Below are 14403 nucleotides of genomic sequence, written 5' to 3'. Positions count from 1 at the left end.
ACGGTCCGGCATCGACGACCTGGCGCCGCGCTCACCCGAAGCAGGCCGGAAGGTGCATCCGCGCCGATTCTCCATCGCACAAAAAGCGCGCGGCCGAGGCTGTGCCCCGGCCGCCGCGCCGATTCGCGAGGATCGCTCACGCAGTCATCATCACGAGAACGACCGGTGCTCCGGCCGGACGCCGGTTGCCGTCGTCGCGTACGCCGAGCGGTAGTCGGTGACCAGCCAGACCAGGCCGACAGCCACGCCCGACACCAGATAGAAGTTCCTCGCGGCGGACGCCTCATCGAAGTTGAACAGCCACGGCGCCGCGACGAGGAAGACGGCGACCGCCGCCTCGAGCCCGCCGTGAACCGGGAACGGGATGACCTTGGCGGCGCCCAGCGGGAACGCGGTGAGCAGCGTCATGGCAGCGTGCACAGCGCCCAGGATATAGCAGAGCGTCTCGGGCAGCCCGCTGAAGCCAAACAGCGAAGGCGCCAGCAGGAACAGGGCCACGACAGCATAGTCAATATATCCATGAACTCGAGGCGACAGGATCTTCATGACCGACTCCTTGAAATCAATATTTTGATTTGATCGATTGCCTTCGTCGGCCAGGGAGGCTGCAAGGCGCATGCCGCAGACTGGCTCGGCGGTGACGATCCGTCCGCCCGGCGAGCTCAGCGAGCGCGTCACTCCTCCGTCGAGGAGGCATCGCGAGGAGGCGTCGTCAGACGGCCGGCGCTGGCCCGGCGCGCCGGCGCTGCGCGCCTCGACAGCAGCGCTCCGGCGCCCCTGAGCGCCGCGTCGAGCCAGCTGGCCCCCGGCCGCGACATCTCTTCATGTGGCACATTGCCCCGAGAGCGCTCACCCGCCCCATGACATCGTCGCTCGGCGCTCCCGGAGCTCCTGAGAGGGCGTGTTGTCCTGAATGTCCAGCGCGCTCGCCCGGCATTTCGGCCTGAGTCGCCGCGGTAGCGCCGGCGTGGGGAGCGCCCTCAGGGCGCTTGCTCGAGGAACTTCACCAGCGCATCCCGGTACTTCTCGAACGCCTCGACCTGCGGCAGGTGGCCCACGCCGGGGAGCTCGACGAGCCTGGCGCCGGGGATCGCCTGCGCGGCCTTCTTGCCCAGCGTCGTGTAGTCGCCGAGCGCGTCCGCGGCCTCCTTCGGGGCCCACGCCCGGCCGAGCGCCGTCCGGTCCCGCAGCCCGATGACGAGCAGCGTGGGCGTACGGATGCGCGGCAGCTCGTAGACGACAGGCTGGGTGAAGATCATGTCGTACGTGAGCGCCGAGCACCAGGCGACGCGCGGGTACTCGGGGTGCTCTGTCCAGCCCGCCTGGACCTCGATCTGGCGCTCGTACTCGGGCTTCCAGGCGCCGTCGTAGTAACTCTTGCGCTGGTAGTCGCGGATGCTGTCGCGCGTCGCCTCGAGCTCCTGCTTGTACCAGGCGTCGATGGGGCGGTAGGGGACCACCGTCTTCCAGTCCTCGAGGCCGATGGGATTGACCAGGATGAGGCGCTCGGTGCGCTCGGCGAACATGAGGGCAAAGCGCGCGGCGAGCATCCCTCCCATCGAGTGGCCGACGACGGCCGCGCGCTGCACGCCGAGGGAGTCGAGCAGCGCGCGCGTCGTCTCGGCCAGGCCGTGGAAGCTGAACTGGTAAGCCGCGGGCTTCGTCGACTTGCCGAACCCGATCTGATCGGGCGCGATCACCCGGAAGCCCCGCTCGGTCAGCGCGCGGATCGTCGGCTCCCAGTAGGAAGCGGAGAAGTTCTTGCCGTGGAGCAGCAGCACCGCGCGCCCGTTCGGCTTCTCGGGCTGCACGTCCATGTACGCCATGCGGAGCTTCTGGCGCTGCGACTCGACCTCGAGGTACCGGACCGGATAAGGGTACGCGTACGACGTGAGCTCCGGATCGAGGCCCGCGGCGGGCGGCGCCGACGGACGCGCTTCAGGCGGCGTCGCAGGCGGGCCGCTCGGCGGCGCCGCCGGGCGCGCGGCGGGCGGCGCCGCGGCGCGGGACGCCGGCGCGCACCCGGATGCGGGCACCAGCGAGAGGAGGAGCGACGCGAGGACCGGGGTGAGCGAGGGCGTTCTCAAGGGGAGACCTCCATGGGTGGCTGGCCGCGCTGCAGAGGCAGAGAGCGCGGCGGCCGTCACTTCGCGGGGGCGGAGACCAGGAGCTCGGGATCGACGCGCGTATCGAAGAGGTTCATGCGCCAGTCGAGGTGCGCTCCGTTCGTGCGGCCGGTCATCCCGACGGTCGCGATGACCTGACCCTGCTTGACCTCGTCATTCACCTTCGCGGCGAACCCGTGGAGATGGATGAACGTGGAGGTCAGGCCATGACCGTGATCGATGATCATGGTGTGACCGCTCAGCGGGAGGTTCTTCTCGACGAGCACCACCTTGCCGCAGGCGGGCGCGCGCACCGCCGTCCCGACAGGCACCGCGATGTCCACGCCCCAGTGGATCCCGCCGTCGGTGCCGTTCAGCACGCGCGGCTGGCCGTAGCGCGAGGAGATCGGGCCCTTCGAGGGCCAGATGAAGCCGTCCTTGTAACAGTTCTTCTTCGTGTACTTGCTCCGGATCGCGTCGAGCTTCTTCTCGGCCTGCGTGAGCTTCACGCGCGTCGCCATGTCGAGCTTGACCATGTTCTCCGGAAGGTTATCGACCTTGTCGACCTCGAACGTGCGCTGCTCCACGTCGAAGAGCTTCTCGAGGACCTGCCCGTCGTCGAACGTGATGGTCAGCTTCTCCTGCGCCGGCGCGTTGCGCGAGAAGGCGATCAGGAACTCCCCCTCATCGCTGACGGTCACGCGGTGGCCCGGGAACGCCATGCGGCGCAGCTTGCCGTTCAGCTTGGCGCGGAGGAGCCCTCCCTGGACGGCGCGCCCTTCGAGGGAGAGCCGGCTGGCGTCGGCCGGGGGGGCCCCGGCGTCGGCCGAGGCCGCGCTCGCCGCAGGGGCGCTGGCGTCGGCCGCCGCGCCCGCGTCGGCGGCTCCGCCGGGGTCGACCGCCGCTGCCGCGCTCGCCGAGGCCGGCGCGCTGGCCGATGCGGGCGGCGCCGGGGAGGCATCCGGCGCCGGATCGGCGGAGGCCTGGACGCTCGCGTCGGGGGAGCCCGAGGGGGCACCGCGATCACACGCAGCTACAGTTAGCAGGCTTACAAGGATGGCGGAGACGCGCATGGCCGCGATCGTGCCAGAATTCGCGTACATCGACGAAAATAATGTGAATGTGCGAGATGCTGGCGTGCGCCGATGCAATGACCGGCGCGCTGCAGCGCGACGGCTCGCCCTCGTCAGCGAGGGTGATCAGCCGTGCGAGCGACGGGCTCGCCACGCCAGCTCGAGGCGAGCGTGGCGTGGCGGGCTGGCGGGGGTGCCGGGCTCAGTTCTCCACGCGCGGGGTGTCGTGCCGCGGCTGCGGGCGCGCCTGAGGCATCGCCTGCCCCTGAGGCCGACCTTGCCCCTGGGGCCGACCTTGCCCCTGAGGCCGACCTTGCCCCTGCGCCTGCGGCCGGCCCTGCCCCTGCGCCTGGGGCCGCCCCTGCGGCCGGCCCTGCCCCTGCGCCTGCGGCCGGCCCTGCGGCCGGCCCTGCGCTTGACCCTGCGGCTGCGACGCGGGCCTTGGGTCGGCCTGCACGCCGGCGAACCCAGGGCTGGCGAGGATGGGGAGGCGCTTCTGGATGAGGCGCTCGATGTCGGCGAGGTACGCCCGCTCCTCGCTGTCGCAGAACGAGAGCGCTACCCCCGACGCCCCGGCGCGCGCCGTGCGGCCGATGCGGTGCACGTAGCTCTCCGGGATGTTCGGCAGGTCGTAGTTGATCACGTGCGAGATGTCGTCGATGTCGATGCCGCGCGCGGCGATGTCGGTCGCGACCAGCACGCTCGTCGTCCCCTGCTTGAAGCTCGCCAGGGCCCGCTCGCGGGCGCCCTGGGACTTGTTCCCGTGGATGGCGACGGCCTCGATGCGCGCCCGGCTGAGCTGCTGGACCACGCGGTTGGCGCCGTGCTTGGTCCGGGTGAACACGATCGCCCGGCTGAGGGCGGGATCCTTGAGCACGTGCTCCAGCATCGCGCGCTTGTCGGACCGCTCGACGAAGACCACCCGCTGGTCGATGTTCTCGGCCGTGGTGGCGACCCGCGCGACCTCGACCTTCACCGGGCGGCGCAGGATGCTGTTCGCGAGCTTCTGGATGTCCGGCGGCATCGTGGCCGAGAACAGCAGCGTCTGGCGGCGCTCGGGCAGCATGGCGAGCACACGCCGGATGTCGTGGATGAACCCCATGTCGAGCATCCGATCGGCCTCGTCGAGCACGAGCGTCTCGAGCCGCCCGAACGGGGCGACGCCCTGCGAGCAGAGGTCGAGCAGCCGGCCCGGCGTCGCCACGAGCACGTCGACCCCGCGGCGCAGCGCCTCCATCTGGGGGCGCTGCCCGACCCCTCCGAAGATGACCGCGGTCCGCAGCCCGAGGTTCTTTCCGTACGTGATGAAGCTCTCGCCGACCTGCGCCGCGAGCTCGCGCGTCGGCGTGAGCACGAGGACGCGGAGCCCGCGCTGGCCCGGCGCGCCCCCCTGCGCGAGCCGCTGCAGGATCGGCAGCGCGAACGCGGCGGTCTTGCCGGTCCCCGTCTGCGCGCACCCGAGGACGTCGTTGCCCTCGAGGATCGGGGGGATGGCTTGCTCCTGGATGGGCGTTGGGGCGCTGTACCCCTCGGCTTCGATGGCGCGGAGCAACGGTTCGATGAGCTTGAGATCGGCAAATTGCATGGACACTGGGCTCGCCAGGAGCCCCTCCTGAGCAGGGAAAGAGGCGCCGCGGGCACCGCGCCCTCAACGCAGAGGGCTCGATCACGGAGAGCTGCCGCCCTGCGCCTCCTTGCGTGGAGACTGCGAGGCCCACTTGACAGCGACCGAGCACCGCGACCCGTGCCAGGTCAGTCCGAGGCCGCGACTCTAGTACGAGGTGGTCAGGAAGTCGAGCCGCGACCGCCAGACGAGCCGCGCGCGAGCGGGTTCCGTGCGCTCCGCGCCTCGTGCTACACCCTCGCCCGCGCCGGGGGCTCGCGCGCGTCATCTGGCGCCGAGTCGCTTCGCCTTCCCGCTCTGTCGATTCTTCCGCAGCTCTTTCGCAGCTCTTTCGCAGCACCGCAGCACGCCATGGCCGAAACCGCCGAAGCCTCGAAACCGCCGGCCCAGGCCGGGCACTCCGCTCCGAAGCACGCTGGCCCGCCGGTGCCCCGCTCGCGACGGCGGCGCTGGATCCTCGGCGCCGTCGCCGTCCCGGTGCTCGCCGGCGCGGGGCTGTGGACGGCGGTGCACCGGATCCCGTGGATGGGCCCGCTCGTCGCGAACGGCCTGCGCTCGGTGATCGGGGCCGAGAACGTGACCGCGCTCGAGGAGACCGCCTACGCGGTAGAGGATCGCGTCCACCGGCTGTGGCGCGGGAGCGAGCCGCCGAAGACGTACTGGGAGGTGCCCGAGCCGGCGCCGGAGCCCGCCGCGCCCGCCGCCGGGGCGGACGCCGCGGCGGCCCCGGCGGTCGTGGCGGCGGTGTTCCGGCCGAAGGACGTCGGCCCCTCGCACGCGGCCTGGCCCGCTCCCGGCGATGGGCGGTGGGTGCCGATCGTCGACCGCGCGCGCCCCGGCGACCCGCCGCGCCTCTACAAGACGCTGATCCACCCGGATCCCCACCGTTCCTGGGCGGAGCTGTTCGTCGTGGCGGTGGATCTCTCGGGGGTCGACGTCCACCTGATGGCCGGCTCGCGGGAGCCGGCGGCGACCACCGAGGAGGGCAAGACCTACGAGCGGCGCGCGAAGGTCCCGGAGGCGCACCAGGCGCAGCTGCTCGCCGCGTTCAACGGCGGCTTCATGACCGAGCACGGCCAGTGGGGGATGCGGGTCGACGACGTGACCCTGGTGCGCGCCCGGGAGCAGGGCTGCACCCTCGCGCTCCACCGCGACGGGCGGGTGCAGATCGGGCCGTGGAGCAGGCTGGCCGCCGACGAGGGCAGCATGCGGTGGTGGCGGCAGACGCCGAGCTGCATGGTCGACGAGGGCGAGCTCCACCCGCTGCTCCGCGCGTCGGAGGTGCGCAACTGGGGCGCGACGCTCGACGGCAACACGGTGATCCGCCGCTCCGCGGTGGGGCTCGACCGCGAGGGCAAGGTCCTCTTCGTCGGCATCAGCAACCACACGACGGCGGCCGCGATCGGGCTCGGGCTTCGCCACGCCGGCGCCGCGGCCGTGGCGCAGCTCGACGTGAACTGGTCGTACCCGAAGTTCCTGCTCTACGAGCCCGGCGAGGGCGGCGCCCTCACGCCGGTCGCGCTGGCGAGCGGCTTCGAGTTCTCGGAAGACGAGTACATCCGCAAGCGCTCTCTGCGCGATTTCTTCTACCTGACCCGCAAGGCCCCGGCGCCCTCCGCCGCGACGCCGTGACCCCCTCGCGGCGCGCGCCGCGGCCCTCCCTGGGCCGGGCGCCGCGCTGACGGACGAGGGGGCAGATCCCCCAACCCAGCGCCGACGAGGGCCTCGCGGCCGCGCCTCAGCCCTGTCGACGCGCGCCGCTGCGCCGCGCGCCGGGCGGCCCTTGCCTTGTCGCGTCCTCAACGACCCCAGGGGAACAGCCGGCGTGAGCCGCACGCCGGGAGCAACCTGCATGTGCCGCTCGTCCAGGCAAGCTCGTCGGATCGCTTTGCGAATAGGCGACATCATTTTCCAAACAAAGATCCATCTCAGAACGATCGAATCTGATTACGAAAACACACGATTGTTTTCCAGATTAAATGCATCCTTCGCATCGCGGCGGCCTTTGCGTTTGCCGTCGCGAATTTTCCGGCCATTTTTTCGGCAGAAACGTCGTGATCCGTGATTGACAGCGTGAGGAAGTCCGATAGGTAACGACTCCTCACGACGGTCTACCATGCGTTTCTATGCCGACCTCCACGTGCACTCGAAATACTCCCGGGCGACGAGCGGCGATTGCGATCTTGCGCACCTGAGCTACTGGGCTCAGCGCAAGGGTATCGCGGTGATCGGCACCGGCGACTTCACCCATCCGGTGTGGATGGCCGAGCTCCGCGAGGGCCTCGTGCCCGCCGAGCCTGGGCTCTTTCGCCTGCGAGAGGACCGCGAGCGCGCGGTCTCGGAGCGGCTCCCGGGCGCGTGCCGCGCGTCGACCCGCTTCATGCTCTCGGTGGAAATCTCGACGATCTACAAGAAGGGAGATCGGACACGGAAGATCCATCATCTCCTCTACGCGCCCGATTTCGACTCGGCGGATCGGATCGTCCGCGCGCTCGGCAAGGTCGGCAACCTGACCGCCGACGGGCGGCCCATCCTCGGGCTCGACTCGCGCCACCTGCTCGAGATCGTCCTGGAGTCGGGCGAGGGCTCCTACCTCGTGCCGGCGCACATCTGGACTCCGTGGTTCTCGGTGCTCGGCTCGAAGGCCGGCTTCGACGCTGTGGAGGAGTGCTATGGCGATCTCGCGCCGCACATCTTCGCGCTCGAGACGGGGCTCTCGTCGGACCCCGCCATGAACTGGCGCATCTCCGGGCTCGACCGGTACCGGCTCGTCTCCAGCTCGGACGCGCACTCGCCAGCGAAGCTCGGCCGCGAGGCCACGTCCTTCGACACACCGGTCGACTACTTCGCGATCCGGCGCGCCCTGGAGACCGGCGAGGGCTTCTGCGGCACGGTGGAGTTCTTCCCGGAAGAGGGCAAGTATCACCTCGACGGCCACCGGAAGTGCAATGTCGTGCTCTCGCCGGCGGAGACGCGGGCGCTCTCCGAGGCGTGCCCCGTGTGCGGGCACCCGGTGACCGTGGGCGTGCTGCACCGGGTCGAGGAGCTCGCCGACCGCGAGGAAGGGGCGCGGCCCGAGGGCGCGAGCGAGTTCCGCAACCTGGTGCCCCTGCCCGAGGTGCTGGCCGAGCTCCACGGCCTCGGCGCCTCCAGCAAGGCGGTGCAGCGGAGCTACGACGCGGTGCTGTCGCGGGTCGGCCCCGAGCTGTTCCTCCTCGGCGACGCCCCGCTCGAGGACATCGAGCGCGCCGGGACGCCCCTCCTCTCCGAGGCGATCGCGCGGATGCGGGAGGGGCGCGTGATCCGCGACGCGGGCTATGACGGCGAGTACGGCGCGATCCGGGTCTTCCAGCCGGACGAGCTGAAGCAGCGCCGCGGGGGCGGGCTCCTCTTCCAGGAGGAGCCAGCGACCCCCGAGCCGGCGGCGGCACCGCGTCCGCCCGCGGGCGAGCGCCCGCCGGAGGGGGCGCGCTCGGCGCGCTCACCCGCCGCGGGAGACCGCCCTCCGGCGCGCCGCGGCCGGGCGCGGGCGGACGATGGGCCGCGCCTGGCGTCCTCCAGCGAGGCGTCGTCGTCCTCTGGCGGGGCGCTGCCGTCCTCGGGCGGGGCACTGCCGCCCTCGGGCGGAACGCCGCCATCCTCCGGAGCGCCGCCGCCCTCCGGCGGGGCGCCACCGGGCGACCCGCCGCCGCCGGACGGCGAGGGGCTGCTCGCGGCGCTCGATCCCGAGCAGCGGGCCGCGGCGGAGGTCACCGAGGGCGCGCTGCTCCTCCTGGCGGGGCCGGGCACCGGCAAGACCCGCACGCTCACCCACCGGATCGCGCACCTCGTCGTCGACCTCGGCGTGCCGCCGGAGCAGTGCCTCGCGATCACCTTCACCCGCCGCGCCGCCGACGAGCTGCGGGAGCGCCTCGACGCGCTGCTCGGCGAGGCTGCGGGCCGGGTGCCCGCCATGACCTTCCACGCGCTCGGCCTGTCGCTGCTCCGCCAGCACGCGGCCGGCGGCGTCGCGCCCAAGATCGCCGGCGACCAGGAGCGGACGGCGCTGCTCGCCGCGGCGCTCAGCGTCCCGGAGCGGCGGGCGGCCAGGCTGCTCGCCGACATCGCGGCGCTGAAGCGGACCTATCCGCGCCACGCCGACGCGAACGCGCTGCGGGAGGGCGCCTCGAGCGCCGGCGGCGAGCTCGACCGCCATGTCGATCGCGCGTGGAAGGTATACGAGGACGAGCTCGCCGCGCGCGGGCTCCTCGACCTCGACGACCTCATCGGCCACGCGATCCTCCTGCTGGAGGAGCGGAGCGACGCGCTCGCCGCAGCGCGCGCGCAGGCCCGGTACCTGTCCATCGACGAGTACCAGGACATCGACGAGCGCCAGTACCGGCTCGTGCGCGCGCTGGTCCCCCCCGGCGGGAACGTCTGCGCCATCGGGGACCCGGATCAGGCGATCTACGGGTTCCGCGGCGCCGACGTGGGCTTCTTCTTCCGCTTCCAGCAGGACTTTCCAGCAGCACGCGTTGTCCGTCTGAGGCGGAATTACCGATCGTCACGCCCCATCGTCGAGGCAGCGCTCCAGGTGATCGCGCCCTCGCCGACGCTCGGCGCGCGGGAGCTCCTGCCGGACGGGCGGAACGCCGGGAGCATGGAGCTCGTGGCGGTCCACGAGGCCCCCACGGAGCGCGCTGAGGCGGAGCACGTGGTGCACACGGTCGAGCGGATGCTCGGCGGCTCCACGTTCTTCTCGATGGATAGCGGGCGGGTGTCGGCGCCGCACGGCGGTGGGGAGTACGCCTTCTCGGACTTCGCTGTGCTCTACCGGACCGAGGCGCAGTCCGAGGCGCTGCGGGAGGCGTTCGCGCGCTCCGGCATGCCGTTCCAGCGGCGGTCCGAGCGCCGCGTGGCCGAGCGGGCGGCCTCGGAGGCGCTCGCGCGGGCGCTCGCCGGCACCGCGCCGGGGCCGCTCGCGGCGCGCCTCAAGGCGGCAGCGGCCCGGCTGCGGGAGGAGGTGGCGCAGCCGCCTGCGCAGCCCGGGCCGGACCTCGCCGCGCCCGCGGAGGGCGCGGCTCCGGAGGGGGACGCGGCGCGCCTCGGTGAGGCCGAGGTGGACGCGGCGCTGGAGCTCTTGCTCGCCCTCGCGGCGCGCTGCGGAGGGGACCTCGATCGGTTCCTTGTCGAGGTAGCGGTGAGCGCCGAGGTCGACGCGTGGGATCCGCGGGCCGAGCGCATCTCGCTCCTCACGTTGCACGCGGCCAAGGGGCTCGAGTTCCGGGTGGTCTTCCTGGTCGGGTGCGAGGACGGCCTGCTCCCGCTGCGGTTCCCCGGCAGGGGCGAGACCGACATCGCCGAGGAGCGCCGGCTCTTCTACGTCGGCATGACGCGGGCGCGAGAGCGGCTGTTCCTCACCCGCGCCTTGCAGCGCGCGCGGCACGGCAAGGTGGTGGAGGCCGAGGTCTCGCCGTTCGTGCGCGAGGTCGAGGAGCGGCTGCTCCTGCGGGTCGGCCCGTCGCCGGAGGCGCAGCGGAGATCGCGCCCGGGCGCCGACCGACAGATGAAGCTGTTCTAGCGCGGTGCTCGGTCGGGAAGGAGAGGATGAGCTGGCAGGACGCCAGGGACGCCAGGCGAGACAAAGACAAGAGAGCTCTCTCTTCTCTCGCCTGGCGTCCCTGGCGCCCTGACCGTCCTCTTCACCCCACTCCCCCGTGCCCGCGTCCCGGGTGACCGATCAGCCGCGCGATCTTCGCCGCGAAGCGACCTGGATCCAGGGGCTTCGCGACATACTCGTCGTATCCGCCGTCGATGGCCCGGGCGCGGTAGTGGTCCCCCGCATAGGAGGTCACGGCGACCGCGCGAATGCCGTGCACTCTCGGGTCGGCATGGCGGCGGATCGCGTCGATCAGCACGTAGCCGTCCCGCCCCGGCATCCCGATGTCGCTGATCAGCACGTGGAGCTCTCGCGAGGAGAGCAGCTCGAGCGCCTCCTCGACGGACGCCGCGCTCTCGACCGTCGCCTCTGCCCGGGTGAGCATGCGGGTGAACAGCTCCCGCGTGTCGTCGTCGTCGTCGACGAGGAGCACGCGCACGTGGCGCAGCGAGACCTGCTGCTCCGGGGCCGCGAGCCTCGCGGAGTCCGTCCCGGATTCGCGGAGCGGCAGCGTCACCGTGAACGTCGCGCCGCGCCCCTCGCCTGCGCTCTCTGCCGCGACCGTGCCCCCGTGCGCCTCCACGAGGTACCGCACCACCGCGAGCCCTAGCCCCAGCCCGCCGTCCTTGCGCGCGGTGTCCGTGTCCTCCTGCCGGAACCGCTCGAAGACGTGCGGCAAGAACCCGCGCGCGATCCCGACGCCCGTATCCCGGACGACGATCTGCGCTCGCGCGCCGGCGCGCTCGAGGCGCACGTCGACCCTGCCCTCCGCGGGCGTGAACTTCACGGCGTTCGACAGGAGGTTCCACACGACCTGCTGCAAGCGCGCGGCGTCCCCTGTCGCGCCGCGCGCGGGGTCGTCGACGTGGAGCGCGATCTCGACCCGCCTCGCCTCCGCGGCGAGGCGGACGCTGTCGATCGCGGACGCGACGACCTCGCCGAGATCGATGTCGTCCGCGCTGATCCGCATCTTTCCGGTCACGCACCGGGACACGTCGAGGAGATCCTCGATGACCCTCAGCTGCACCGCGGCGTTCCGCCGGATGACCTCCAGCGCATGCTGGACCGTCGCCGCGTCCTCGCGAGGATCGCTGACGATGTGCGTCCACCCGAGGATCGCGTTGAGCGGCGTCCGCAGCTCGTGGGAGAGGACCGCGAGGAACTCGTCCTTCGAGCGACTCGCCGTCTCCGCGTCAGCGCGGGCCGCTCGCTCGAGCGAGAGGAGCCGCTCGCGCTCGGCCTCGGCGAGCTCGCGATCCGCCAGCGCCTGCCGCAGCGCGCCCTCGAGCTCCTTGCGGTACTCGAGCTCTTCCTCCAGCGCTCGCGCCCGCTGCTGCAGCTCGCTGACCTCGAACGGCGCGACAGGCGGGGTGGAGATCGCGCTGCCGCTGGACGAGGGATCCCTGAACGTCTGCATCGTCGCCCTCCACACCGGGATCTACCGAGCACGATCCCAGGACGCCGGCAGAAGGAGCCAGGCGTGTCTTGACGGCTCGTACGGTACGTTAACCCATCCTGCGTGACAACCCTCTATGAGCTCCAACGATGGTCAAAGGTGGATGATCAAAGATCAACACCGATCCGTGCCCGGCATCGCGCTCGACGGACGTGGCGAACGGACCGGAGCAGGTCAATCTCGCGTCCTGTCGATGACGTACGCGCGGCTCTCCGACTCGCCAGCTGGGGCGCTGGCGTCTCCTGGCCGCCAGCGGCTCACCGGCAGGATGTGACTGGGACGAAAGGGCACGCTTCGAGGCGTTGTTGGACAGGCCACCTCGCCGGCGAGCGGGGCGCGTCTCGACCCGCCGGCGGGCGGGAACACAGGGCTCGGAGCTGAGGGGGGCCGCCGCGCTCGCCTACTTCGTCGCGCCGCCGAGCCGCTTCTGGCTCGCGCACGCCGCCTTGTCCTGCGTCCGCGTGCACTGCTCCGTGTAGAAGGCGCGCGCGCGCTCCTTGTCCTTGGTCTCCAGGAGCGGACCGAACGCGTCGCACGCCTTCTTTTCCCGCCACTGCATGCAGGCCTTCTCGTAAAGCGAGAACGCCCTCGCCGGGTCGGCCGGCACCCCGTCGCCCCGCTGCCAGATCTCCGCGGCGCGCAGGCAGCCGCCCGTGCCGCACACCTTTTCGTAGAGCGCCGCGGCGCGCGCCATGTCCTTCGGGATGCCGGTCCCCTTCTCGTACATCGCCGCGAGGCTCATGCACGCCTCGGCGCCGAACCCCTTCTCCGGACACCCCTTCTCGAAGAACGCATAGGCCTTGGCGACGTCCCTCGGGACGCCGTCCCCCTCCCCGTACACCGAGCCAGCGGCGTTGCAGGCGCGCATGTCCCCGAGGGTGCAGCCGCGCCGGTACGCGGCGATCGCCTTCACGCCGTCCTTCGGGGCGCCCTGCCCCTTGCGAAGGATGTCCCCGAGCTCGACGCAATCCTCCGCCTGGCCCCCTTCGCACGCGCGCTGGAGCACGCCCACGGCCACCGCCACGTCCTTCGCCGCGAGCTTCCCCTCGACCAGCATGTTGCCCAGCGAGCTGCAGCTCGGCCCGTACCCGAGATCGCAGCCGCGCCGCAGGAGCGCGACAGCGCGCGTCGCGTCCTTGGGGATGGCCGCCTGCGGGCCCTCCCGGAGGTACCACTCGGCCGCGCTCCAGCACGCCCAGCCGTCGCCCAGCTCGCACGCCTTGTCGGCGAACTCCCGCACCTTCGCCCGCCCGGCCGCGTCCGGCGGCACCTTGGCGCTCAGGATGTCGCGCAGCTGCTGCTTCCCCCGGGCGTAGCAGGCCTGCGCCACGCCGGCGCTGCACGCCTTCTCGAACAGCTCCGCCGCCCGCGCGTCGTCGCGCGGCAGGTCCTTGCCGCTCAGGTAGTGGATCCCGAGGTGATAGCAGCTCCCGACATCGCCCTTCCCGCACTGCGCCGCGCACGCCCGGGAGTCCGCGGGATCGCACAGGTGCGTGGGCGCGAACGAGGGCGGCGAGCACTTCGCCCCGCTCAGCACCGTCCCGGCCGGGCAAGAGCTCGAGATCGCCGGCAATTCCTCCTCCGCCTGCTTCGCCGCCGGCTCGGCGGGCGCCGCCTTCTTCGCGAGCAGCGGGACGAGCTCCAGGCGCAGCGGCGCGTGGCAGCGCTCCGTGGGCGCCTGCGCGTCGGGCCTCGCGGCCCGGCACGCCTCGAGCTCCCCTTCCTTGCTCGTGGTGCCGCCCTGGCTCGACGACGCCGCGGCCGCCCCGACCGCCGCGAACACCTGATCGACCGACCGCGCCACGCCGCGGCCGCCCGGCGTCATCGCGAACGCCCCGAGCACCGCGGACCGCACGAAGTGCGTCGCGCCGTCACAGCTGCCCGAAAGATCCTGCGAGGAGACGGAGGTGACGGTCGTCGCCATCTTCCCCGTGGGCACGAGCGCCACGTCGATCGCGTTCGCGCTCGCGCCGGCGCCCTCGATCGCGGTGCTCAGCGCCACGGCGCCGAAGGGGGCATTCGCCTGCATCTCCGCAGGGTTCGTAAGCTGGATTACGCTTTCTCTCCGTGTCACGCCGGCGAAGGAGTAGGAGCCTGCGAGCTTGCACTGCGCGAGGAGCTTCAGCGTCGTGCAGTCGTAGGAGACGACCGCGACGCCCTCTTTCATCGCGAGCCCGAGGTCGGAGCGGCGGGTCGTGAGCCAGTCGACGATGAGCGGCTCGGTGTGGCCGATGGCCGGGCACCCGCCGCTGCTCGCGCTGGCGCTGGTCGCCGGCGAGGCGGTAGGCCGGGGAGGATGCACCACCACCTCGGGATCCAGGCCCGGTCCGCAGGCCGTCGCTGCGAACGAGAGCCCTACCACGCACATGTCGAAGGCGCGTTTCATTGCGCCGACAGAACCATGAGCCATGGGGTCCGGTCAATATGGCGAGCGCGGCCGAGCGCAGCGTCGACCAGCCAGGCCGGCCGCGACGGGCTATGCTCGCGCGCGCCCCCCGCCCGGAGCC

Annotated in this window: 8 protein-coding genes; 2 read left to right on the top strand and 6 right to left on the bottom strand. The window is 72.0% G+C overall.

The genetic code is table 11. From position 1 onward, the window contains the following. Positions 1-150: 150 nt before the first annotated feature. The 4 genes from WME89_RS22455 to WME89_RS22440 form a co-directional block, all read right to left on the bottom strand. On the bottom strand, positions 151-678 hold the full coding sequence (locus tag WME89_RS22455; protein WP_438011172.1) for an SPW repeat domain-containing protein: 528 nt from the start codon (positions 676-678) through the stop codon (positions 151-153). 302 nt (positions 679-980) lie between these two features. Then, positions 981-2087 (bottom strand): alpha/beta fold hydrolase, encoded by a 1107-nt coding sequence (locus WME89_RS22450; protein ID WP_438011171.1) that lies wholly within the window; start codon positions 2085-2087, stop codon positions 981-983. A 56-nt stretch (positions 2088-2143) separates the two neighbouring features. Next, a complete protein-coding gene (locus WME89_RS22445) occupies positions 2144-3208 on the bottom strand; it encodes a M23 family metallopeptidase (RefSeq protein WP_438011170.1) in 1065 nt (354 codons plus the stop codon). Positions 3209-3380: 172 nt separating this feature from the next. Then, complete coding sequence (locus WME89_RS22440; protein ID WP_438011169.1) at positions 3381-4763, bottom strand: DEAD/DEAH box helicase; 1383 nt, start codon at positions 4761-4763, stop codon at positions 3381-3383. A 465-nt stretch (positions 4764-5228) separates the two neighbouring features. Here WME89_RS22440 and WME89_RS22435 point away from each other — a divergent pair, with 465 nt between their 5' ends. Together WME89_RS22435 and WME89_RS22430 are read left to right on the top strand one after the other, a co-directional pair. Continuing rightward, positions 5229-6434 (top strand): hypothetical protein, encoded by a 1206-nt coding sequence (locus WME89_RS22435; protein ID WP_438011168.1) that lies wholly within the window; start codon positions 5229-5231, stop codon positions 6432-6434. A 484-nt stretch (positions 6435-6918) separates the two neighbouring features. Further along, positions 6919-10362: a UvrD-helicase domain-containing protein gene (locus tag WME89_RS22430; RefSeq protein WP_438011167.1), complete on the top strand. Its 3444-nt coding sequence runs from the start codon at positions 6919-6921 to the stop codon at positions 10360-10362. Between the two features lie 121 nt (positions 10363-10483). Here WME89_RS22430 and WME89_RS22425 read toward each other — a convergent pair whose 3' ends face one another. After that, positions 10484-11857 (bottom strand): hybrid sensor histidine kinase/response regulator, encoded by a 1374-nt coding sequence (locus tag WME89_RS22425; protein ID WP_438011166.1) that lies wholly within the window; start codon positions 11855-11857, stop codon positions 10484-10486. 439 nt (positions 11858-12296) lie between these two features. Next, complete coding sequence (locus WME89_RS22420; protein ID WP_438011165.1) at positions 12297-14282, bottom strand: SEL1-like repeat protein; 1986 nt, start codon at positions 14280-14282, stop codon at positions 12297-12299. Between the last annotated feature and the right edge of the window lie 121 nt (positions 14283-14403).

The organism is Sorangium sp. So ce321 (assembly GCF_051530195.1).
In the GTDB taxonomy this organism is placed as follows: Bacteria; Myxococcota_A; Polyangia; order Polyangiales; family Polyangiaceae; genus Sorangium.
Note: the sequence above shows the minus strand (reverse complement) of the source record. Positions and strands in the feature narration are given on the sequence as shown.

Coding starts and splice junctions, on each gene's coding strand:
- WME89_RS22445 (WP_438011170.1), bottom strand. CDS start 3,208: ATGTACGCGAATTCTGGCACGATCGCGGCCATGCGCGTCTCCGCCATC.
- WME89_RS22440 (WP_438011169.1), bottom strand. CDS start 4,763: ATGCAATTTGCCGATCTCAAGCTCATCGAACCGTTGCTCCGCGCCATC.
- WME89_RS22430 (WP_438011167.1), top strand. CDS start 6,919: ATGCGTTTCTATGCCGACCTCCACGTGCACTCGAAATACTCCCGGGCG.
- WME89_RS22425 (WP_438011166.1), bottom strand. CDS start 11,857: ATGCAGACGTTCAGGGATCCCTCGTCCAGCGGCAGCGCGATCTCCACC.
- WME89_RS22420 (WP_438011165.1), bottom strand. CDS start 14,282: ATGAAACGCGCCTTCGACATGTGCGTGGTAGGGCTCTCGTTCGCAGCG.